General features: G+C 70.0%; 22 protein-coding genes. 11 read left to right on the top strand and 11 right to left on the bottom strand.

Features of this window, described 5'->3' with window-relative positions; all coding sequences use genetic code 11:
• The first annotated feature begins 77 nt into the window (after nt 1–77).
• Nucleotides 78–1,037 (top strand): TIGR03885 family FMN-dependent LLM class oxidoreductase, encoded by a 960-nt coding sequence (locus ACYVOK_RS13810; RefSeq protein WP_460662766.1) that lies wholly within the window; start codon nt 78–80, stop codon nt 1,035–1,037.
• A gap of 21 nt (nt 1,038–1,058) precedes the next feature.
• Here the strand turns inward: ACYVOK_RS13810 and cpt are convergent, their stop codons facing one another.
• The 6 genes from cpt to ACYVOK_RS13780 all read right to left on the bottom strand — a co-directional run bounded on the left by cpt (nt 1,059) and on the right by ACYVOK_RS13780 (nt 5,753).
• On the bottom strand, nt 1,059–1,592 hold the full coding sequence (cpt, locus tag ACYVOK_RS13805) for a chloramphenicol phosphotransferase CPT (RefSeq protein ID WP_460662765.1): 534 nt from the start codon (nt 1,590–1,592) through the stop codon (nt 1,059–1,061).
• A gap of 49 nt (nt 1,593–1,641) precedes the next feature.
• The gene (locus ACYVOK_RS13800; RefSeq protein WP_460662764.1) at nt 1,642–2,328 is read right to left on the bottom strand and encodes a GAF and ANTAR domain-containing protein; all 687 of its coding nucleotides are present in this window, start codon (nt 2,326–2,328) and stop codon (nt 1,642–1,644) included.
• A 36-nt stretch (nt 2,329–2,364) separates the two neighbouring features.
• Nucleotides 2,365–3,606 carry an MFS transporter gene (locus tag ACYVOK_RS13795; RefSeq protein ID WP_460662763.1) on the bottom strand — a complete coding sequence of 414 codons (1,242 nt, stop codon included), beginning with the start codon at nt 3,604–3,606 and terminating at the stop codon, nt 2,365–2,367.
• Between the two features lie 51 nt (nt 3,607–3,657).
• Nucleotides 3,658–4,269, bottom strand: a complete 612-nt coding sequence (locus tag ACYVOK_RS13790) for a maleylpyruvate isomerase family mycothiol-dependent enzyme (RefSeq protein WP_460662762.1) — start codon at nt 4,267–4,269, stop codon at nt 3,658–3,660.
• A gap of 113 nt (nt 4,270–4,382) precedes the next feature.
• Nucleotides 4,383–4,793: a PRC-barrel domain-containing protein gene (locus ACYVOK_RS13785; RefSeq protein WP_460662761.1), complete on the bottom strand. Its 411-nt coding sequence runs from the start codon at nt 4,791–4,793 to the stop codon at nt 4,383–4,385.
• 99 nt (nt 4,794–4,892) lie between these two features.
• Nucleotides 4,893–5,753: a hypothetical protein gene (locus tag ACYVOK_RS13780; protein ID WP_460662760.1), complete on the bottom strand. Its 861-nt coding sequence runs from the start codon at nt 5,751–5,753 to the stop codon at nt 4,893–4,895.
• Between the two features lie 94 nt (nt 5,754–5,847).
• Between ACYVOK_RS13780 and ACYVOK_RS13775 the strand changes: the two genes are divergently transcribed.
• The 6 genes from ACYVOK_RS13775 (at nt 5,848) to ACYVOK_RS13750 (ending at nt 13,809) form a co-directional block, all read left to right on the top strand.
• A complete protein-coding gene (locus ACYVOK_RS13775) occupies nt 5,848–7,059 on the top strand; it encodes a helix-turn-helix domain-containing protein (RefSeq protein WP_460662759.1) in 1,212 nt (403 codons plus the stop codon).
• A gap of 180 nt (nt 7,060–7,239) precedes the next feature.
• A complete protein-coding gene (locus ACYVOK_RS13770) occupies nt 7,240–9,126 on the top strand; it encodes a YncE family protein (RefSeq protein WP_460662758.1) in 1,887 nt (628 codons plus the stop codon).
• A gap of 9 nt (nt 9,127–9,135) precedes the next feature.
• Complete coding sequence (locus tag ACYVOK_RS13765; protein WP_460662757.1) at nt 9,136–11,094, top strand: NHL repeat-containing protein; 1,959 nt, start codon at nt 9,136–9,138, stop codon at nt 11,092–11,094.
• A gap of 29 nt (nt 11,095–11,123) precedes the next feature.
• Complete coding sequence (locus tag ACYVOK_RS13760; protein WP_460662756.1) at nt 11,124–12,359, top strand: DegT/DnrJ/EryC1/StrS family aminotransferase; 1,236 nt, start codon at nt 11,124–11,126, stop codon at nt 12,357–12,359.
• Entirely contained in the window at nt 12,356–13,081 is a 726-nt protein-coding gene (locus ACYVOK_RS13755) for an amidohydrolase family protein (protein ID WP_460662755.1), read from the top strand. The genes ACYVOK_RS13760 and ACYVOK_RS13755 overlap by 4 nt, the downstream gene beginning before the upstream one ends.
• Nucleotides 13,078–13,809, top strand: coding sequence for an amidohydrolase family protein (locus ACYVOK_RS13750; RefSeq protein ID WP_460662754.1), 732 nt, complete (start codon nt 13,078–13,080; stop codon nt 13,807–13,809). Before ACYVOK_RS13755 ends, ACYVOK_RS13750 begins: the two co-directional genes overlap by 4 nt.
• Before the next feature lie 34 nt (nt 13,810–13,843).
• Here the strand turns inward: ACYVOK_RS13750 and ACYVOK_RS13745 are convergent, their stop codons facing one another.
• A complete protein-coding gene (locus ACYVOK_RS13745; RefSeq protein ID WP_460662753.1) occupies nt 13,844–14,368 on the bottom strand; it encodes a GNAT family N-acetyltransferase in 525 nt (174 codons plus the stop codon).
• A gap of 74 nt (nt 14,369–14,442) precedes the next feature.
• On the opposite strand from ACYVOK_RS13745, the gene ACYVOK_RS13740 reads away from it, so the two are divergent.
• The 3 genes from ACYVOK_RS13740 to ACYVOK_RS13730 all read left to right on the top strand — a co-directional run bounded on the left by ACYVOK_RS13740 (nt 14,443) and on the right by ACYVOK_RS13730 (nt 16,879).
• Nucleotides 14,443–15,255, top strand: coding sequence for an endonuclease/exonuclease/phosphatase family protein (locus ACYVOK_RS13740; protein ID WP_460662752.1), 813 nt, complete (start codon nt 14,443–14,445; stop codon nt 15,253–15,255).
• A 20-nt stretch (nt 15,256–15,275) separates the two neighbouring features.
• The gene (locus ACYVOK_RS13735; RefSeq protein ID WP_460662751.1) at nt 15,276–16,043 is read left to right on the top strand and encodes a helix-turn-helix transcriptional regulator; all 768 of its coding nucleotides are present in this window, start codon (nt 15,276–15,278) and stop codon (nt 16,041–16,043) included.
• A 68-nt stretch (nt 16,044–16,111) separates the two neighbouring features.
• A complete protein-coding gene (locus ACYVOK_RS13730) occupies nt 16,112–16,879 on the top strand; it encodes an SDR family NAD(P)-dependent oxidoreductase (protein WP_460662750.1) in 768 nt (255 codons plus the stop codon).
• 72 nt (nt 16,880–16,951) lie between these two features.
• Here ACYVOK_RS13730 and ACYVOK_RS13725 read toward each other — a convergent pair whose 3' ends face one another.
• The 3 genes from ACYVOK_RS13725 to ACYVOK_RS13715 all read right to left on the bottom strand — a co-directional run bounded on the left by ACYVOK_RS13725 (nt 16,952) and on the right by ACYVOK_RS13715 (nt 18,702).
• Nucleotides 16,952–17,158 (bottom strand): hypothetical protein, encoded by a 207-nt coding sequence (locus ACYVOK_RS13725; RefSeq protein ID WP_460662749.1) that lies wholly within the window; start codon nt 17,156–17,158, stop codon nt 16,952–16,954.
• Between the two features lie 129 nt (nt 17,159–17,287).
• Complete coding sequence (locus ACYVOK_RS13720) at nt 17,288–18,085, bottom strand: CPBP family intramembrane glutamic endopeptidase (protein WP_460662748.1); 798 nt, start codon at nt 18,083–18,085, stop codon at nt 17,288–17,290.
• Nucleotides 18,086–18,120: 35 nt separating this feature from the next.
• Nucleotides 18,121–18,702: a TetR/AcrR family transcriptional regulator gene (locus tag ACYVOK_RS13715; protein WP_460662747.1), complete on the bottom strand. Its 582-nt coding sequence runs from the start codon at nt 18,700–18,702 to the stop codon at nt 18,121–18,123.
• A gap of 46 nt (nt 18,703–18,748) precedes the next feature.
• Here ACYVOK_RS13715 and ACYVOK_RS13710 point away from each other — a divergent pair, with 46 nt between their 5' ends.
• Entirely contained in the window at nt 18,749–21,169 is a 2,421-nt protein-coding gene (locus ACYVOK_RS13710) for a glycoside hydrolase family 3 protein (RefSeq protein ID WP_460662746.1), read from the top strand.
• Between the two features lie 62 nt (nt 21,170–21,231).
• Here ACYVOK_RS13710 and ACYVOK_RS13705 read toward each other — a convergent pair whose 3' ends face one another.
• Nucleotides 21,232–22,200: an ArsR/SmtB family transcription factor gene (locus tag ACYVOK_RS13705; RefSeq protein ID WP_460662745.1), complete on the bottom strand. Its 969-nt coding sequence runs from the start codon at nt 22,198–22,200 to the stop codon at nt 21,232–21,234.
• Nucleotides 22,201–22,203: the final 3 nt, after the last annotated feature.

Raw genomic sequence — 22,203 nt, 5'->3', positions numbered from 1 at the left:
CCGACGAGCGTGGCGTGGGGTTTTGTCCGCGCTCCGGACGGGCACCGGCAGGCGGATCGAGGATCCGGAGGTTCTGCATGCCCGTTGTCGGATGGCACGCGTCGCACGAGCAAATCCCGCCCAGCCAGTTGCTGCGGGACATCCAGTTGGCCGAGCAGGCGGGATTCCAGGCCGCTTGGTCCTCCGACCACATCGCGCCGTGGAGCCGGCGGCAGGGCGAGTCCGGTTTCGCCTTGTCGTGGCTGGGCGCCGCGATGGCGACGACGTCGCTTCCGGTCGGAGTCGTGAGTACGCCGGGACAGCGGTACCACCCGGCGATCGTCGCGCACGCGCTGGCCACGCTGGCCGAGATGTTCCCGGGACGCCTGACCGCCGGGTTCGGCAGCGGCGAGTTCCTGAACGAACACGTCACCGGCGGGCCCTGGCCCGACAAGGACACCCGCAACGCACGACTGAAAGAGTGCGTCGACGTGATCCGCGCGCTGCTGGCGGGTGAGGAGGTCACGCATCACGGCCTGGTCCAGGTGGACCGCGCGAAGTTGTGGACGCTGCCGCAGCAACCGCCGCGGATGCTGGCTCTCGCGGTCAGCGAGGCGACCGCTCGATGGGCCGGTGAGTGGGCGGACGGACTGGTGACGATCTGGCAGCCGCCGGAGGTGCTCAAGCGGATCGTCGCCGCGTTCCGCGAGAACGGCGGTGACGACAAGCCGCTCGCGGTCCAGATCCACCTCAGCTGGGCACCCGACGAGGACGAGGCGCTGGACATGGCCTTCGACCAGTGGCGGTCCAACGTCTTCGAGGCACCGCTGTGCTGGAACCTGGCGACCCCGGAGGAGTTCGACCTGGCCGCCAAGTACGTGAAACCCGAGGACATGCACCGCAGCGTGGTCATCTCCTCGGACCCCCGACGCTTCGTCGACTGTGTCCGCGACGCCGCCGACCTGGGCTTCGACGAGGTCTACCTCCACCACGTCGGCCAGACCCAGCAACCCTTCCTGGACACCTTCGCCCAGCACGTCCTTCCGGCCTTGACCTGACCTCGCAGGAGGACGAGGTTGTCAGGTCACGTGGTGGGCGATCTGGCGGGCGCAGTCGACGGACTCGGTGCGGGTGGTGTCGACCTCGACGTCGTACGTGACGCCCTCGTGGACGATGTCGGCCTGGAGGGCGGCCATGCCGACCACGCGGTCGCCGCGGGCGAGTTCGCGGCCGGCGGCCACCTCGGCCGGGCAGCGGACGCCGACCCAGAGGACCTCGAGGTCGCCGACGGCGTCGCGCCAGCGCTGCTGCGAGGCGGCTCCGCCGAGGAACACGTCGTCGACGATCACCCGCGCGCCGGCCCGGCACATCGCGACGATCCCCTCCACCCAGGCGGCTTCGAGGTGCCGGAACACCGGCCCGACCTCGATGCCACCGTCCGGTTTGAACTCGATCCCGGCGCCGGAGTCCCGCAGTGCCGCCGGCAGCGCGTCGACGAAACTGTCCACCCCGAACGCCAGCCACGGGTCCGGCAGCACCGCCTGCAGGCACCGCACGATCCCCGACTTGCCCGAGCTCGACCCGCCGTTCAGCACAATCATCCGCAGCGTCACGAGCCCCAAGGCTAAGACAGCGACCAGGCGCCGGGCTCGTGATTTTCGGTCAGAGCGCGTTGCTCTGCCGCTCGACCTGGTCGACGACCTCCTCGGCGACCTCGCGGAGTTTGATGTTGCTGGTCTGCGACAGCCTGGCCAGGAACGCGAACGCCCGCTGCTCGGTGAGCTTGTAGCGCTCCATCACGATGCCGATGGCCTGGCCGATCGTCGAGCGGGTGCGCAGGGCCTGTTCGAGATTGTCGATCTCGCGGGCGTACTCGATCGCCATCGCGGACTGATGGGCGAACAACGCGGCGAGGGAGTCGAAGTCCTCGAACGCCCCGACCATGCCCGAATACAGGTTCAGGGCGCCGTTCGCGCTCGGAGCCTGGAACAGCCGGAGACCGGCCTGCGCCTTGATCCCGGACGCCACCGCGATGGAGGAGTACCTCGGGAAGCGCTGGTCGGCGGCCAGATCCGGGGAGATGATGTGCACCGTTGACGCCGCGGCCTCGTAGCACGGCCCCTCACGGAGCTCGTACTGCGCCGCGTCGAGCGGCAGCAACACGTCGTGGGTGGGCGCGACGGTTTCCAGCCGTTGGTCGTCGTGCAGCACCGTGATGCTGGCGTACTCGACCTCGGGCAACAGCTCGACGGCTGCCGTCGTGATGTTGCGCAGGGTCTCGTCGAGTGCGCGCGGCGTCAGCGACTTGGACAGCTGCCGCATCGTCTCGACCAATCGTTCGTCGTGCATGCGCGCACCGGTACCCGATACCACACCGACAATTCCTCATGCGGTCACCGGCACCCGTTCCTCCGCCGGATGTGAGCGCCGGGCGAGCAGGATGAAGGGCAGGGCCACGAGCTGGACGCCGGCGCCGATGAGGTACGCCGGGCCGTAGCCCCAGACGTCGGCGGCGCGGCCGAGGGTCGGCTGGATCACCACGCCGCCACCCGAGCTGAGCAGGCTGTCCGACGACAGGACGGTCGCCCGCTGCGCCGACGGGATCAGCTCGTTGAGGTACGCCTGCCGCACCGGCGAGATCGCCTCGAACAACACCGCCCACACCGCCAGCAGAAGCAGCGCACCCCAGAAACCCGACGCGAGCCCGATCAGCACCAGGACGCCGCCGATCGTCCCGGTCGCCACCAGCATGATCGACGTACGGCGACGGAAGGCACGGGCGACGTACGACGCCGACACGCCACCCACGATCTGGGCACCCGCGACCAGACCGGCGCTCAGGCCGGCGATCGCATACGAGTCGGTGCTGCCGTACAACTCGAGCAGATAGGGCTGCGCGGCGTAGAACCCGTAGATACTCACACCCGCGGTGAACGGGGCGGCCAGCATCACCCAGCGCACCGGCGGATTCAGCAGCCCATGATCCAGCGACGACCGCAGGATCCCGCGGACCTCGGCGACCACCGACACGCGGGGCTTCGGGGTGAAGCCGACGTCGTGCATCGCCCGCCACGCCACCACGAACGTCACCCCGAGCAGCGCCGCGCGAACGACGTACGGAACGCCGAGATTCGTCCACTGCGCGAGCACACCGCCGCCGATCGACCCGCCCAGCATCGCGACCCCGCCGGCGACCTGGCCCTTCGCGAACGCGGCGTCCAGCGAGCCGCGGTATCCGGTCGCCTTCAGCCCGTCCACCAGCCACGCCTCGGTGGCACCGCTGAAGAAGGTGAACCCGAGCCCGATCAGCACCGACGCCACCGCCCAGGCCGCGAACGGCCCGCCGGTCTTCCACAGCGACAGGTACAGCAGCGTGGAGCCGATCAACGTGATCGTCCCGAGAAGGTACGACGTACGCCGGCCGACCGTGTCCGCCACCACACCCGTGGGCACCTCGAACAGCACCATGCCCACGGTGAAGAACGCGTTGGCCGCGAATGCCTCCCCGATGCTCAACCCGGCATCGAGCAGGAACAGCGTGTTGACGCCCCAGATCATCGACGACGCGGTCGTCGACACCACCGTCAGCCTGATGTAGGTCCGCAGAACCTGTTCCGGCGTGGTCATCGGGCACCTCCTCCGTAGTCGTCTGCTACGTCGGAGCCGTCCCGATGATCTCTACAGCCAGGGCGGCAACGGTGCTACCGGCGTGCCGTCAGGCGTGGTCACGCCCTCGTACGGACGTCCGGCCAGGTATGCCGCCACGGCGGGCAGCGGCCCGTTGACCTCCGGCACATCGCCGCGCTTCGTCCGGATATCGGTACAGAGCTCCTCGAGGAAGTCCTCGGGAAGGTCCGCGAAGGTCACCCCGGTACCGAGGTCGACGGCATGGATCATGACCTCACGGGCCCGCATCCACGGGATCTGGCCGGCGGGCACCTCGCTTCCCTGAGCGGTCAGCACCCGGGCCTGCCACTGCGCGTCGGTCAACTCCCCCATCGCCTCCGTCAGCAGCCGCGCCGACTCGTCGAACCAGGCGAGCAACTCGGCGGACGACCGCCGCGCACCGGCCTCGATGTCGGCGTTGCGCCGATCGGTCGAGGCGTACATCCGTTTCTCCACGCCGGTGCGCGCCCATTCGACCAGGTTGCCGAGCGCTTCGGCGTTCAACGCGAGATGCGCCGCGACATGCTTCCTGGTCCAGCCGGGCAGCAGCGACGGCCCCTCCAGGTCCACCAGCGCCTTCCGGCACAGCGCCGTACCCTCGGCGATCCATTCCTGGGATCGCATCAGCCGACGCCCGCAGTCAGACAGATCATGGCCGAAACGTACCGGACCTGCCCGACAGGGCCGAGGAGCAGGTCAGCGGCGCGTCCCCCTGATGTCAACCACGCAAGGTACGGCTAACGCGGCCACCCTGGATAGAAGTAGCCGGGACCCCAGTACGGCGGGGTGTCGTAGTACCCGTAGACGTCCTCGAGGTAGTGCCGCTGCGGGACGACCTCGGGGTCGTACACCGGCGCGCCGGCGACCCGGTCGCGATCGGTGGCGATGTGGACGTTGTCGTCGTCGACCCGGATGATGGCGTCGACCGGGACCAGCCGCTTCTTCTCGCCGAGCCCGAGGAAACCGCCCGAGCCGACCTCCAGGAAGCGCACCCGGCGCTCGTCCTCGTCGATGAGCAGACTGTCGACCTTGCCCACCTCGTCGCCGTTGCGGTCGATGACGGTGCGGCCGCGCAGGTCGTCGGCCGGGTCGGCCAGGGTCAGGTCGACGTCGTCCAGTCGGACCAGAGTTCCTGTCGGATCGTTCATCGGTCCTCCCTCCTGTGCAGGGTGCAGCCGACCGGTGACACCGTGTGCGAGCGGGCTCATCGGCCGGCGGCGCCATTCCAGTACCCCTTCGCGACCGGCCTACTCCGGCGGCATGTAGGCGGCCGTGTACGCGGCGGCGTCCCAAGGCGAGAAGGAATCGGGCAGCGACTCGGGTTCGACCCAGTCGCCACCGGTCGCCGCCGAACGGGCCAGCGCGAGCAGCATCAACTCCGGCTCGACACTCAGGTACGGCGGCTTCTCGCGCAGCAGGTGGGCGGTCAGAAACGGCTTGTAGACACCGAGCGGGTCCGGCTGCAGGTGTTCCACCGAAGACGAAGTGGCCACCGTGGCGAAGTACGGATAGCCCTCGTGGATGTCGACCAGTACCTCGGCTCCGCTCGCATGCCGCAGCAGCCCACGCCGACTCGATTCGTCCAACGCTCGCGCAGCCGTGAATCCCGGTCCGAGCAGTGCCTCCGCGAACGAGACCGCATGGACGCCGTAGTAGAACGGATGCCCTGCGCAACCAACCACGACGAGGGCGGCCGCCTCACCACGCTCCCGCCAGGCGATCGCCTCCGGAAGGCAGCGGAACGACGACCCGCCGCTGACCGGCTGCCCGGCTGCTGCCCGTGCGGCCAGGTCGCGGAGGTCGCCGACCCGGCCGGCGACCGGCTTGTCGAGTACAACCGCCGTACCGGCATCCAGCAGCGTGCACGCCTGCTGGTAGCGCTGGTCCCAGTCACACCCCAGCAACATCGCGACGTCCGCCCGCACGTTGTCCAGCCCGCTCGCCACCGTCGGAATCGCGTGCCGCTGCGCGAACTCGTCGGCGTACGACGGCGGGCGGACGGCTCCCGAGTCGAGTACGGCGACGACCTCCAGACCGAGCTCGCGCAACAACGGCACGAAGGCCGCGGGGTGGGAGGTGTCCAGTTCGACTAAGGCAACGCGTGGCATGGGTGCCAGTGTTCTACGGCGAGGGTTCTTGCAGCCGCCTGACGATGTGGCGAGACTGGCCGGGTGAAGGAGGGGACCGCGCGGTGATGACGACATGGTGACGACGATCGGCATCATCGGGCCGTCGGACCTGGTCACCTCCACGAGCCGCATCGTCTCGGCCTTGCGCGGTGTCGAGGTCGTTCCCTTGCGCTACCGCCGCGAGACCGACACCCCACGGGTGATGGCCGAGGCACCGCCGAGTGTCGACGCGTGGCTGTTCACCGGCGTGGTGCCGTACCAGATCGCCGCCGCCAACGACCTTCTCGACCGCCCGGCCGCTCACGTGGAGTACACCGGCGCGACGTTGATGCGGGCGCTGGTCCAGCTGCTCCGTGAAGGCCAGGACGTGACCTCGATGAGCATCGACGTCCTGGACGAGGCACAGGTCCGGGAGACGCTCGACGAGGTCGGGTTGCCGACCGGCGGAGTCCGCGTCCTTCCGTACCGGCGCGGCCTGAGCGCCGACGACGTGATCGCGTTCCACCGCGAGGCCGGTGCGACGATCGCGGTGACCTGTCTGCGGTCGGCGTACGAGAAACTGCGCACCGAGCGGACCGCCGTCCGGCTGGCTCCGTCGGTGCACTCGGTCCGCGCCGCGGTGAACAGTCTGCTGCTCGTTCATGACGCTTTGCGCAGTGACGATGCGCAGATCGCGCTCGGCCTGGTCGAGATCGCCGCCGACGGTGAGCGGGCGCTGCGACGCGAAGCCGGCTCGCTCGGCGGCAGCGTGATCCGGTACGACGACAAGCGCTACCTGATCGTGGCGACGCGCGGGCCGCTCGAACAGGCGACCGCCTCGTTCACCGAACTCGGGATGCTGAGCCGGCTCAAGGAGCAGTTCGGGCCGGTGCGGATCGGGTTCGGCATCGGCGGCTCGGGGACCGAGACCGAGGCGCTGGCGCGGCGTGCCCTCAGCCGCGCGAAGACGGCCGGACGGACCGCGGCCGTGGTCTCGCTGCGCAACGACATCGACCTCGTACTGGTCGGCGGCGCCGCGCCGCGCGCACAGCAGCGGACGAAACTGCAGGTGCTCGCACAGCGCGCCGGGTTGTCGAAGGCAACGCTCGAGCGGCTGCAGGAACTGGTGCACGCGACACCCGAGGGGCTGACCACGCGCACCGTCGCCGATCACCTCGGCATCCAGCCGCGGACCGCCCGCCGGGTGCTGAACCGGCTGGAGCGGGCCGGCCTGGCCGACGCGACCGGCACCCAGATCGGCTCCGGCAGCGGCCGGCCGCTGGTCGTGTACCGCGTCCACCTCTGAGTTCCCGCGCGCTTTTCCCCGCCCCCGGCCCTGGCCTGTTGACGTCCCGATTCGGCCGCGCGTAGTCTTCCGGGTAATTTCAGCCATGACCGTAAAACCGGCGGCGATGTCCCGGGAGGCCTTGTGGACAAGCGATTCGCACGGAAACTGATCGGCGCTCTTGTCATTTGCGCAGTACTGGTGAGCGTTCCGGTCACCCCCGGCGCGGCGGCCGTGCGCACGGTGACCGTGGACAATCTCGGCCCGGCGTCGGCGGTCACCTCGACCAGCGTCGCCGAGCAGGTCGGCGACCGGATCTGGACCGTGACGTCCGGGGTCTCGCCGATCCAGGTCGGCGCGTTCGATCCGGTCACCCGTACCGTCGACCGCAAGCTCACGCTGCCGACCGGCGCGGGCGCCTGGGCGATGACCCATGTCGGCACCGACCTGTACGTCGGCCTCTACACGCCGGGTGACCTCTACCGGATCGACACCACCACCGGCACCGCGAGCAAGGTTGCGCGCTTCGGTTCCTTCATCTGGTCGATCGCCGCCACCCCCGACGGGAAGATCGTCGTCGGCACGTACCCGGACGGCGCCGTCCACGAGTACGACCCGGCGACCGGAGGCACCAGGACGTACGGCGCGGCCGTCGCCGGCCAGCAGTACGTCCGCAGCATCGCCGCCGACGCGACCACCATCTACGCCGGAGTCGGCACCAAGGCGCACCTGATCGCCATCGACCGGGTCACCGGCGAGCGTCGTGACGTGCTGCCGGCCGCGTACGCCGACCGCACCTTCGTCGCCACCCTCACCCTGTCGGGGACGAAACTCGCCGCCGGCCTCTCCCCGACCGGGACGATGCTCGTCTTCGACACCGCCGACCTGAGCAATCCGGTCGAGGTCCAGACACCGGGCGGCGATCAGTACGTCACCGCGATCACGATCGACGCGCCCACCGGCGACGTCTACCTCGGCACCCGCCCGTCCGGCACGCTCTACCGGTACGCCGGCTCCACGCTCGAACGCCTCGGTTCGCCGTACGACGGGGCCTACTTCAACCGGATCTTCGTCGACGGCTCGACGATCCGGGCGGAACTGACGAGCCAGGTGGTCGAGTACGACCGCGCCACCGGCACGTTCAGCGGGACCGATCTCGGCACCGCCGGTCTGCCGCCGGCGCCCGAGCAGGCGATGGGGATCGCGGCGACCGCGACCTCGGTGCTGGTCAGCGGGAAGGCCGGGATCCAGGTCCACGACCTGGCCACCGGCGCCAGCAGCCGGACGTTCCTGCCCGGTGAGGCGAAGACACTGACCCCGGTCGGCCGGGACGTCTACCTCGGTGTCTACACACTCGCCCGGCTGTGGGCCATGAAGTCCGACGGCTCAGGTCTGCACGAGTTCGGCCGGATCGGCCACGAACAGACCCGGCCGACCGACGACGCGTACGACGCCCGGTCCCGGACCTGGCTGATCTCGACCGAGCCCGACTACGGCAAGTACGACGGCACGTTGACCGAGCAGCACCTGGACACCGGTGAGCGGGAGGTCCACCGCGGCGTCGTACCGCAGCAGTCGGTCCGATCGGTGGCCACCCAGGACGGCATCGCCTACCTGGGCGGCGCGACCCGCAACAGTCTGGGCACGGATCCGATCTTGCCCGAGGCAACGGTCGTCGCGTTCGACCTGAGCAGCAACCGCAGGCTGTGGGAGGTCGCCCCGCTGCCCGGTGCACCGTCGTACAGCGACGTCATGGTCTATCGCGGCCGGCTCTACGCGACCACGGACGACGGGCGGCTCGCCGTACTCGACCCGTCCACCGGCACGGTGCTGTCGACGGTCGTCATCGGCACCGGTCAGAGCCGGCTGACGATCGCCCGCTCCGGGCTCTTCGGGACGGACAGCAAGCGGGTCTTCCAGATCGTGCCGAGCCGGTCCGGTCCACCGGTGGTGACCACGGTCGTCGACGGGTTGGCCACGCAGGTCTACGGCTATCCGTTGATCACGACGTCGCACACCGGCGACGCCCTCTACACGATCAAGGGCCGCGACCTGGTCCGGATCGGCAATCTCCCCCGCGAGCAGTGAGGCCTTCAGATGACGATCTCCCGCCGTACGGTGCTGGCCGGTGCCGTGCTCACCGGTGCCGCAGCCGCCCTTCCGAGCTCCGGAGCACGAGCCGCCGTGCAGGCTGAACCCATCGACGGCTCGACGCTGCCGAGATTCGGTGCCGCGTGCTTGACGGCCGCGGTGGTGGCGATGGCCGTGCACAACGGGCATGCGTATGTGGTCACCCGTGGCATCGTGCCGCCCAAGCTGGTGGAGGTCGACCTCGGCACCCGGCGCGCGACCACGACGATCGATCTCCCGGTCGGTGAAGGCGGCTGGGGCATCACCGTTGCCGCCGGCAAGATCTACGTCGGGTTGTATCCGGTCGCCGATGTGTACTGCTTCGATCCGGCGGACGGTCAGCTGACCCGGGTCGGCAGTTTGGCCGGTGCGGGCGGGTTCGTCTGGGACATGACGACCGCACCGGACGGTCAGGTCTTCGCGGTCAGCTATCCCAACGGCGCCGTCTGGCAGATCGACCCGGCCACGAACGCCCTGACTCGTCTCGGTGCGCCGGTGCCGGGGGCGCAGTACGGGCGCTACGTCGGCGCGGCCGGGAACTTCGTCTACGCGGGGATCTACACGCCGTCCCAGCTCGTCGGCTACGACCGGACCACTGGGACGTTCCGTGATCTGACCCCGGCGGCGGTGCGCGGGCAGAACTTCGGACCCTTCGCCGCCTCGGGAGATCGGATCGTCGCGGGTGCGTCCGGCGCACTCGTGAGCATGGCCCTCGGCGGGAGCGACGTTCGGATCGTGCCGTTGCCGGACGGCGAGACCGGCGTGGATGCGATCGCGGTCGCCGCGGACGGGACGGCGTACCTCACAACCCGGCGTTCCGGGACCGTGTGGTCCTGCGGTCCGGGCGACACGACGCTCACCGCAGTCGCCACGCCCGCGCCGGCCGACGAGCACCGGCGGCTCGTGCTGCTCGACGAGTCCACACTGCTCGGCTCGACCGGGTCCGGCGTGCTCTGGTGGCTCGACCTGGCCACCGGATCGTTCGAACTGCTCGACCTCGTCGAGGCCGGCTTCACGCCGGCGCCGGACAAGCCGCAGTCGATCGAGCTCGGCAACCCGCACCTGTACGTCGGCGGCCACTGGGTCGTCACCGAGCACGCGATCGGCACCGGCGCCACCCGCCGGATCCGCGTGCCCGGCGAACCCAAGACTCTGACCTGGGTCAACGACGCGCTCTACTCCGCGATCTACCCGAGCACCGAGGTGGTCCGCATCGATCCACGGACCAAGGAGCTCCACAGCTTCGGCATCATCGGCCACGAACAGATCCGGCCCTGGCAGGCGGCGTACGACGAGCAGACCAAACTGCTCGCGATCGCCTCCGCGCCCGGCACCGGGAAGCTCACCGGCGCCCTGACCCTCCTCGACACGAGGACCGGCGAACTCGACGTGCACTACGGCGTCCTGCCCGAGCAGAGCGTCATGTCGGTCGCGATCGTGGACGGCATCGCGTACCTCGGCGGCGACGTCGTCGGCGGCGGCGGCATCACCCCGACCCGGACAGCGGCCGCGGTCGGCGCCTTCGACCTGCGACAGCGCAAGCTGCTGTGGACGATCGACCCGCTGGCCGGCGAGCGCTCGATCCAGAGCGTCGCGGTCAAGGACGGCATCCTGTACGGCGTTCTGAAGCGGACCAGCGGTGGCTGGTTCACGTACAACCTCAGGACGGGTGCCGTCGTCCGCGGGACGAACAAGCTGTCCGGCTACGGCGAGATCTACACCGACCGCACCGGCGTCTATTGTGAGACGAACTTCGGTGGGAACCTGTACCAGCTCGGGCCGGGTCTCAGCGAGGCGAAACTGCTGGTGAACAAGCTCGGCGACGGCTGGTACACGGTGCCCCAGTTGTCGCCGGTGCGCGGCGGAGCACCGCACAGCGTTTGGGGCCTCGCCGACCGCGACCTCGTCCAGCTACCGTTGCCGTGAGCAACCGCAATGACGTGAGGACCTCTGCGATGGACCAGACCGAACTCGCACGCGACGGCGGCACAGCGGTGCGCTCCGCCCCGTTGCCGTCGGTGATGGACGCGTCCGGCCGGCGCTTCGGCGACGAGGAGGTGAAGGCCGCCGAGCGGGTACTCCGCAGCGGGATGCTCTCGGCCACCTGGGGCACCGAGGTTCCGGCGCTGGAGCGGGAGTTCGCGGACGTTCTCGGCGCCGCGCACGCGGTCGCCTGCAGCTCCGGTACGGCGGCTCTTCACCTGGCCGTCGCCGCGGTCGATCCCGAGCCGGGTGACGAGATCATCACCACGCCGATCAGCGACATGGGCACGGTGTTCCCTATCCTGATGCAGAACGCCGTACCGGTGTTCGCCGACGTGGACCCGATCACCGGCAACCTCGATCCGGCCGCGGTCGCGGCCGCGATCACGCCCCGGACCAGGGCCGTGATGGCCGTCCACCTGTTCGGCAAGCCGGCCCCGATCTTCGCCTTGCGCGAGCTCTGCGACCAGCACGGGATCATGCTGATCGAGGATTGTGCGCAGGCCTATCTCGCGCCGGTCGGCGACACGGTGACCGGCCGAATCGGCCACATCGGCTGCTTCAGCCTGCAGCAGACGAAGCACATCAGCGCGGGCGACGGCGGGCTGGTCGTGACGGAGGACGCCACGCTGGCCCGTCGGATGCGGCTGTTCGCAGACAAGGGCTGGCCGCGGGACACGAACGAGCGGAGCTACCTCTTCCTCGCACTGAACTACCGCATGACCGAACTGGTCGGTGCGGTCACCCGGGTCCAACTGACGCGTCTGGCCGGCGTCGTGGCAGATCGTCGTACCGCGGCCGTGCGAGCGACTGCGGGCATCGCCGGCCTGGCCGGGATCACGCCTCCCCCGGACCCGGGCGACCACGTCTATTGGCAGTATCCGTTGATCCTCGATCCGGAGGTCGCGGGCGACCTGCGGGAGTGGGCGGCGGCGTTGACCGCTGAGGGCGTGCCGGCGAACGGCGGCTATCTGACGAGTCCGCTGTACGGCGCGCCGGCGGTGCGGGACCGGGTGACGTACGGCGGTTCGCACTTCCCGTTGCAGGACGTCGAGTATCCCGTCGGCCTGTGCCCGAACGCCGAGGAGCTGATCAACCATCGGCTCCTCGTCCTGCCCTGGAACGAGAACTACACCTCGGGGGACGTCGACGACATCGTCACCGCGATCCGCAAGGTCCACACCGCACTGTCTAAGGTGGCCGGATGAGCGACGTGCCTGTGTTGCTGGACTGCGACGTGCTGGTCGGCCATGACGTCACGACGGGCCGGTGGAGCCGGCCGGACGCGGTGCGGGACGTGATGAAGGCGACCGGGGTCTCGGGTGGTGTGGTGTCGTCGCTGCGGGCGACGTACTTCGACGTACCGAGTGGGAACGACGAGGCGCGCGACGTTGCCGATGGCAACGGGTGGACGGTGTGCCCGGTGCTCGACCTGCGTGATCCGCTCGGGGCGGAGCGCGAGCTCGACCGGCTGATGGCTCAGCCGGAGCGGCCGCGGGCGATCCGGCTGGCGCCGACGTCGCAGGGGGTGGAGCCGGGTTTCCCGGCGTTCGAGCACGTCGTTCGGCTGCTGGTGGAGGCGGGGGTGACGATCTTCACCGAGGGCGACGTACGGAAGGTGGGTCCGGCCTTCCGGGGGCTCGGGGCGACGGTGGTGTTCCTCGACACGCACTTCTACTACCTCGGCGATTTCGTCGTGCTGGCGCGTGGTGAGCCCGGCTTCCACACGTCGACACGGATGCTGACCGGGCCGGATTCGCTGGAGATCGTCGCCGCCGAGGTCGGGGCGGAGCGGCTGGTGCTGGGGTGCCGTACGCCGTTCCACGAAACCCGGTCCGTGGTCCGCCGCCTGCTCTCGTCCAAACTCGGTCCGGAAGAGATCGCGCTCACCGGCAGCCACAACCTCACCCGCGTCCTGGAGCGGCCATGATCATCGACGTACACGCGCACTGGGGGCCGTGGTTCTTCTCCATGGACGTGGGCAGTGTCAGCGTGAACAGCGAACTCCTGGACCGGTTCGGGATCGATATCCAATTGGTGTCGGCGATCGAGGCGATCGTGTACGACGCTCCGGCCGGCAACCGCTCGTTGGCGGCGCAACTCCCGGCGGACCCGCGGTTGCGCGGCATGCTCGTGGTCGACCCGCGCCGGCTGGACGAGGCCCGCGCGGACCTCGACGAACTGCTCGCCGGTGACGGGCGGTCCCGCTGGGTCGGCGCGAAGATCCACACCGAATACAGCCGGACTCCGATCGACTCCCCCGGCATGCAGGCGGCGATCGAACTCACCACGGAGTTCGCGCTGCCCACCCTGGTGCACACCTGGGGCGAGAACGTCCTCGACCTCGCCGACGTCGCCGCTCGCGTGCCCGGCGCCCGGGTGATCGCCGGCCACATGGGTGCGAACGGCTGGCCGCTCGTCCCCGAGGCCGCGGGCCGCAGCGACCGCATCTGGTTCGAGCCCTGCTGGTCCGCCCCCGAGGCCGGCCGCATCCGCTACATCCTCGACCGCATCGGCCCGTCCCGCCTCATGTTCGGCACCGACGCCACCCTCATCGACCCCTCAGTTGCCCTCGGCACCTTCGAGGCGGCCAACCTGACCCCCACCGAACAAGAAGCCGTCATGTGGCGCAACGCCCAGGACCTCTTCGATCTCTGACGTGAGCGCCCTCGTGGACCCTGCGACGCGGTCGTCAGTTCGGCGCGAGGAAGACGACGATGTCGGTTTCCGGGCCGCGCACCGGCGGCTCACGCCAGCCGACCCGGCGGTAGAAGGCGATCGTGTCGTGCGCCTGGTCCCAGGTCAGCAGCCAGGCGCGTGGGTGATCGGCGACCGCCGCCTCGAGGAGGCGGCGACCCAGCCCGGTCCCCCGAGCGTTCCGCAGTACGCCGAGTTCGTCGATCTCGAAGGCGCCGACGAGTAGTTCCTCGACCTGTTCGGCCCCGAGCCGCTCGAGCACCTTGCCGTAGGCCCGATCGGTCCGGAACGGCGTCGGCGTCGTCCACCCGGTGACGAACCCGGAGATCGTCCCGCCGGCCGACCGCTCGATCAGTGCCTGGAACCCGTCCCGCCGCGCATCCCCCTCCAGCCGGGCCCGGAACGCGGCGCGGGTCTCCTCCGGATCGCGGTGATCCCACGGCGGCGCGGTGAACACCTCGACGTACGCGTCGGTCAACTCGTCGGCGATCTCCAGCACGTCGGTCCCGTAACTCTGCACCCGCCGAACCTACCCGGTGCGACCGGATCGCAGGTACGGGAATCTCGCGCATAGGCGGGGGTACCGCCGTGTGTATGGCTGAGACACTGAGAGTCGCGACACTGAACATCTGGTGCCGGCACGGTGACTGGGAAGCCCGGCGGGATGTGCTCCGCGAAGGCTTCCGCGCGCTCCAGCCGGACCTGATCGCCTTACAGGAGACCGTCGTCACGGAGGACTACGACCAGACGGCGGAGTTGTTCGGCGACGACTACCACGTCCTGCACCAGGGCCGACGCTCGCCCGACGGCGCCGGTTGCTCGATCGTCAGCCGGTGGCCCGCGGTCGCGGTCGAGGAGATCGACCTGTGCGTCACCGAGCGCGTCGATCCGGCGGACTTCCCGGGGCGCACCACGGCGGCGGAGTTCGACACACCGGTCGGACCGGTGCTGTTCGTCAACCACAAGCCGAACTGGCAGATCACCTACGAACACGAACGCGAACTGCAGGCGGTGGCCGCGGCCCGGATGATCGAACGAATCGCCTCCGGCCGCGACCTGCACGTCGTACTCGCCGGGGACTTCGACGCCCGCCCGGAGACGAGCAGCGTGCGGTTCTGGACCGGGCGCCAGTCACTGAGCGATGTGAGCGTCAACTACCAGGATGTCTGGGAGTTCGCGCACCCGGACCAGCACGGGCACACGTTCACGCTGGAGAACCCGCTCATCATCGCCGAGGCCGACTGGGGACGCATCCCGCCCCGGCGGATCGACTACGTCATGGTCCGCTGTGACGTGCGGGGCCCGACCCTGCGGATCCGGTCGGCCGAGCGCCTCTTCGACCGGCCGGTGCGCGGCGTGTTCGGATCCGACCACTTCGGTGTCATCGCCGAACTCGAGCGACCGTAGTCACCGGGTAGCCTCGTGGGGTGGCGCGGCGGGAGCAGTTGCGGGAGTTTCTCCGGGCTCGTCGGGCGGCGGTGTCGCCTGGTGACGTGGGGCTGCCGGTGGCGGGACGGCGTCGTACGCCGGGCTTGCGGCGGGAGGAGGTCGCGACGCTGGCCGGTGTCGGGGTGTCCTGGTACACCTGGCTCGAACAAGGGCGGGACATCAACGTCTCGGGCGACGTGCTGGACGCCATCAGCAGGGTGCTGCGGCTGAACGAGCCCGAACGCGCCCACCTGTACCTGCTGGCCGGTCTGAATCCACCACTCGTCGCGGCCGCGGACAGCGAGGTCTCCCCCGAACTGCAGCGCCTGGTCGACGCGTGGTCGCCGCGGCCGGCGATCCTGCGCGACCGGTACTGGAACCTGCTGGCCATCAACGACGCGACCCGGACGGTCTTCGGGTACGACGACACCGACCACAACTGCCTGATCTCGTTCTTCACCAACCCGCGGTACCGCGGGATGCACGTCCACTGGGCGTCGATCGCACCGGCCGTCGTCGCGGCGTACCGAGCGGACGCGGCCCGGGCTCCCGAGGACCCGGAGTACCGGCGGGTGGTGGACGAACTCTGTGCGGCGAGCCCGGAGTTCACCGAGCTCTGGGCACGGCAGGAGGTCGGCGTACCGGGGCAGGTGGTGAAGGCGGTCAACCATCCGGAGGACGGTGAGCTGTTCTTCGACCTGACCACGCTGACGGTGACCGACCACCCGGACTGGTTCCTGGAACTCTACGTCCCGCGGCCTGCCTAAGGTGGTGGTGCCGGACCCAGGTTCACTGCACACTGTTTGCCCGGTGCAACGAGCGGCAGGCTGGCGGCATGACTCACCGATTCACCGGCAAGATCGCGCTCGTCACCGGCGGCTCCAGCGGAATGGGCCTCGCCACGGCCCAGCGTCTGCTGTCCGAGGGCGCGCACGTCGTCATCACCGGCCGCGACAAAGCCCGTCTGGACACCGCCGCCGAAGCCCTCCGCACCAGTTCCGCCCCGGCTGACCGGGTGGTGGCGGTGCCGGGGGACGCGGCGAGTCTGGCTGATCTCGACGCGCTCGCGACCACCGTGCGGGACCGCTTCGGGCGGCTCGACGTGGTGTTCGCGAACGCCGGGGTCGCGGCCTTCGAGCCCGCCGAGCAGACCAGTGAAGCCGAGTTCGACCGGGTGGTCGACATCAACTTCAAGGGGGTGTTCTTCACGGTCCAGAAGCTGGCGCCCCTGCTGTCCGACGGCGCCGCGGTCGTGATCAACGCGTCCTGGACGATCCAGCGCGGCCTGCCCGGCGCCTCCGTCTACGCCGCGACCAAGGCCGCCGTACACAACCTCACCCACACCTTCGCCGCCGAACTGGCGCCCCGCCGGATCCGGGTCAACTCGGTCAGCCCGGGGTACATCGAAACCCCGATGTTCCACGCCAACGTCACGCCCGAGGCCCACGCGGCCGTCGTCGCCGCGGTCCCCGCCGGCCGGGTCGGCACCGCCGAGGACGTCGCGGCCGCCGTCGCCTTCCTGGCCTCCGGCGAGGCGTCGTACATCAACGGCCAGGACCTCGTCATCGACGGTGGCCTGGTCACCGCCGGCGCCCCGAGCTGACCGGCGTGGCGGCCCGGCGGCGTCCGATTGCTCTCACTCAGCCGGGCGCCGCCGGGACCTTTCAGGTGGCGGTCAGCCGGTGGTGACCGGTGCCGGGCCGGCGGCGATGGTTTCCAGCTCGGCGCGGAACTGCGGGAGCATCCAGCGCAGCGGCTGGTCCAGGACGCGGGCGATCGTCGCCTCGTCGATGTGCAGCAGGTCCGAGATCCGGCTCAGTGCGTCCGGCTCGTCGACCGCGGCGTACAGCAGATGGACCACCTCGTGCCGGTGCGCGTACACTGCCAGCGCCGCGGCCGCCAATCCCGGATCGATCTCCGGCGGACTCGTCGTTTCCCCGTGAACAGTCACGTCTTCACAACCTGACGGAACACCGATCGGTTACGTTCCGGCTGTGGTCGAGTCCCGGTTTCAGCCCGGCAGCCAGCCGACTTTCCCGATCAGGTACGTCGCTCCGACCAGCGCACCGATGTCGATCAGGGTGTGCGCCACGACCAGCGGCATCACCCGTCCCCAGCGCCGGTAGAGGTAGCAGAAGATCACGCCCATGACCACGTTCCCGAAGAACCCGCCGAGGCCCTGGTAGAGGTGGTACGACCCGCGCAGCAGCGCGCTGGCCGCCGTACTGCGGCCGACCGACCAGCCGAGCTGGTCCAGCCGCCGGTTCAGGTACGCGAGGACGATGACCTCCTCCAGTACGGCGTTCTGCGCCGCGACCGCGATCAGGATCGGGATCCGCCACCAGGTGTCCGGCAGCCGGGCCGGGTCGACGGTCAGGTTCACACCGCTCGCGTAGGCGGCCAGGTAGAACACCAGCCCGGCGCCGCCGATACCCGCGGCAACCGCTGTCCCACGTCCCAGGTCGCGGAGCCGGTCGCGCAGGTCGAAGCCGAGCGTGCGCATCGTCTCGCCGCCACGCGCCAGGAAGTGTGCGACCAGCGCCACCGGCACCAGCGCCGTGACCACTGCGAACAGCTGCCAGGCCAGGTCGAGCCACGGCCGCCCCGGCGCGCGCGAGCCGACGATCACGGCGGTCTGACCGCTGATCGGCTTCGCCGACGTCAGCACCCCGGTGAACGAGATGAGCGCCGCCACCCCGGACGCGCCCAGCGACAACGCCAGGACCAGCCACACTTCCCTCGTCAGCACCCGCCGGCCGACCACCGAGGCCCCCGCCGGCGCGACCGCCTCATCCGCGGATCTCGTCATGCCCTCCACTATCCCCCGCCCCCCAACCGGCAGGGCTAGGTCCGCGAAGTCGGTCGCAGCAGGTCGAGAAGGTGGTCGAGCAGGTCGGCCGGCTCGTCCCGCAACCGGAACTGCGACTGGATCTGCAGCCCGTCGGACAGCGCGATCAGCAGGCTGGCGATCTTGTCCGGATCGGCCGCCGGACTGATCGTCCCGTCCGACTGACGCGCCCGGACGCTGTCGGCGAGCGCCTGACGCAGGGCGTCGTACCGCTCGACGAAATACTCGTGCGAGCTGTGCTGCGGATCGCCGGCTTCGACCGAGAACGTCGAGTACAGCTGCACCAGACCCGGTACGTCGCTGTTGTGCCGCACGATGGCGCCGAGTTTGTCGATCGCGTCGACCTCGTCGCCGAGTCGCGCCACGTCGGCCTCGTCGCGCGCGCGGAGGACCGCCTCGAAGAGTTTCTCCTTCGAGCCGAAGTAGTGCAGGAGGCCGGCCTCGCTCAGGCCGGCCGCATTCGCCAGCTCGCGGGTCGACGTCTTGCGGTAGCCGTGCCGGGCGATCACCTCGAGCGCCTTGGTCAGGATCTCCTCGCGCTTGGCGACCCCTTTCGCGTACGGGCCTCTAGGTGCCATATCCAAAACCTAGCACCACTCGGTTTTCACGCGTAGAGTGACACGCATGAGCCCGGCACCCGCTGATTTCACCGGACTCCTCGACCGGCTGACACTCGAGGAGAAGGTCCGGATCCTGACCGGCCAGGACTTCTGGTCCACGCATCCGCTGCCCGGCATCGGGCTGCGCTCGATGGTGCTGTCCGACGGCCCGAGCGGCGTCCGCGGCCCGGTGTGGGACGAGCGCGACCCGTCGCTGAACCTCCCGTCTGCGACCGCCCTGTCGTCGTCCTGGGACCTCGGCATCGCCCATCGGTACGGCGTGGTGTCGGCTCTCGAGGCACGTCGCAAAGGCGTCGACGTCGTTCTCGGGCCGACGATCAACCTGCACCGCTCGCCACTCGGCGGACGGCACTTCGAGGCATTCAGCGAGGACCCGGTGCTCACCGCCGATCTCGCCGCGGCGTACGTGGCCGGTGTGCAGGAGTGGGGTGTCGGCGCGACGCCGAAGCACTACGTCGCGAACGACTTCGAGACCGAGCGCTTCACCGCCGATGTAGTGGTGAGCGACCGTGCGCTGCGCGAGGTGTACCTGCTCGCGTTCGAGAAGGCGGTCGTCGAGTCCAGGGCGTGGCTGGTGATGAGTGCGTACAACTCGATCAACGGCGTGACCGCCTCGGAGAACGAGTTGCTCGAGACGCCACTCAACAGCGAGTGGGGATTCGACGGCGTGGTCGTCAGCGACTGGACCGCCGTACGCAGCCTGGAGAGCGCGAAACATTCGCAGGACCTGGCGATGCCGGGGCCGGTCGGGGCGTGGGGTGATGCTCTGGTCGAGGCGGTGCGCTCCGGGGAGATCGAGGAACGCCTGATCGACCGGAAGGTCCTGCGGCTGCTCACGCTGGCCGCCCGGGTCGGCGCGCTCGAAGGGTTCGAGAAGCCTGCCGACGTACCGGACGTGGACGGTGTCGCGTTCGCCCGCTGGGCGGCCGCCGAAGGGTCGGTGCTGCTGCGCAACGCCGGCGAGCTGCCGTGGCACGCCGGCGCTCTGCAGCGGGTCGCGGTCATCGGCCACAACGCGCGGGACGCCCGGACCCAGGGCGGCGGCAGCGCGACCGTGATTCCCGCGTCCGTGGTCTCACCGCTGGACGGGCTCCGCGCGGCGCTGCCCGACGCGGACGTGACGTACTCGATCGGCGCGGTCGTCCAGGAGGGCGTCGCGGAGCTGCCGCTGTCGGCGATGACCAATCCCAGCAGCGGCCGTCCGGGCGCCCGGGTGCGCTTCCTGGCCGAGGACGGTTCCGAACTGTTCGCCGAGGACCGTTTCTCCAGCGCGCTGGTCTATTTCGGTGGCGACGCACCGATCGGCGACACCGCGGTCTTCGAGTTCGGTACGACGTACACGCCGGCCGAGTCCGGTTCGGTACTGCTCGGCTTCGCCTCGGTCGGCCGCGGCCGGATCTTTGCCGACGGCAAGCTTCTGCGGGAGGACGTCGCCGTACCGGTCGGCACCGACCTCGGCGCCGCGCTGCTGGCGCCGCCGTCGATCTCCACCCCGCTCGCGGTGACCGCCGGCCGGCCGGTCGACGTCCGGGTCGAGCTGGACCTGCCGAGCCGCGAAGGCGGTCTCGCCGACGCCTTCGGCATCACCGTCGGCGTCGAGCCGGACGTCCCGGATCCGCAGGTACTGATCGACGAAGCCGTCGAGGCCGCGCGGGCCGCGGACGTGGCGGTCGTGGTGGTCGGCACCAACTCCAAGGTCGAGTCCGAGGGCTACGACCGGACCACGCTCGCGCTTCCCGGTCACCAGGACGACCTGGTCCGGGCCGTCGTCGCGGCGAATCCGCGCACGGTCGTGGTCGTCAACGCAGGCTCGCCCGTCCTGCTGCCCTGGCGTGGCGAGGTTGCCGCACTCCTGGTCACCTACTTCGGCGGCCAGGAGTACGGCAACGCACTGGCCGACGTACTGCTCGGCGTCGTCGAGCCAGGCGGCCGGCTACCGACGACGTGGCCGCGCGAGGAGAGTGACGTACCGGTCATGGACGTCACCTCGCGCGACGGGATCGTCCGGTACGACGAAGGCATCCACATCGGCTACCGGGCCTGGCTCCGCGCCGGGACCGAGCCGGCCTTCGAGTTCGGCCACGGCCTCGGCTACACCACCTGGGAGCTCACCGACCTCCGGGCGATCGACCCGTCGTCGGTCGCCCTGACCGTCCGCAACACCGGCGGCCGGGCCGGCAAGCACGTCGTCCAGGTGTACGCCGAACGCCCCGAGACCACCGTGGACCGCCCGGTCCGCTGGCTGGCCGGGTTCGCCGTCGTACGCCTCAACGCCGGTGAGGCGCGCGAGATCACCGTCCAGTTGCACAACCACACCTTCGAACACTGGGACAACGGCTGGACCACCGAGCCAGGCACCTTCACCCTTCGAGCCGGCTCCTCGATTTCGGATCTTCCCTTGTCCACGACAATTCAGCTGCCCTAGCAGCTCACCTTCGCTGCGGCTGGACCAGTTTGAGGAGGCCGCGGACGGCGGCTGGTATCCGGCTAGGGGCGGCGGCGGCTCGGTGCCGGGCGGCGTACGACGCGGCGGCCGGTGTCGGACTGCCAGTAGAGGACCGAGCGGCCGGACCTGCGCCGTTCGAGCAGGCCGGCATCGGTCAGCACACGGAGGTGGTCCGAGACAGTGGCCAAGGACAGACCGGTGGTGGCGACCAGGACGGTCGTGCTGACCGGCTCGGCTGCCTCGACCAGGATCCGCGCGCGGTTGCGGCCGAGCAGCTGGACGAGCGGCTCGGCCGGAGTCTCGGTGCCGGCGAAGATGCCGGTGACCGGATAGGTCAGGGCGTAGCGGTCCGGCTTGCGCCAGGAAACGTTGACACCTCTGGTGTGGGCAGCGATGAACATCAGGTCCTGACCGCGGACATCCGTGACGGGGTAGTCCCAGCGGTTCACCTGGATCCGCCCGTCGCCGAGCCAGCGGACGTCCGGTCCGAGTCCCCGCAGTACGCCGGACCAGCCCTGCTCGCTGAGCCGGGAGGTTCGCGAGACGATGTCGGCCTGGAGCAGCCGCAACCGCCGCGGCCACTCGGGCTCGACCGTGGTCTTCCAGACCCACCGAAGCAGCTCGGCCGCCTCCTCGGCGAGCCCGGTCGACTCGAGCAGGATGTCCGGTAGCGGTGTCCGTACGACGGTGAGGTCAGCGCGGATCTGGCCGTCGTCCAGCGCGGTCAGCAGCTCGAGTTCGTCGGACAACTCCTGGTCCGGTTCGAGCGGCGGGACGGTGAAGAAGTCGGCGACCCAACTCCGGCCGAACGCGTTGCCGACGATCGCCGCCCAGACCGGGTTCCTGCGCAACTGGTCCTCGAAGGCAGCCACGTGGGCGTCCTTCCAGGCGCGGTACCAGGGCTCGGTGGGCGCGCGGAGAAGCTTCAGCGCGGACACCGTCTCGGTGAGCTGCGACGTACCGAACCGGGCGTTCGCCAGGGTGTCGGCGTCGACGAGGAATTCGGACAACGT

It is taken from the genome of Kribbella swartbergensis, assembly GCF_054784135.1.
This window is presented reverse-complemented; position numbering and strand designations above follow the sequence as displayed.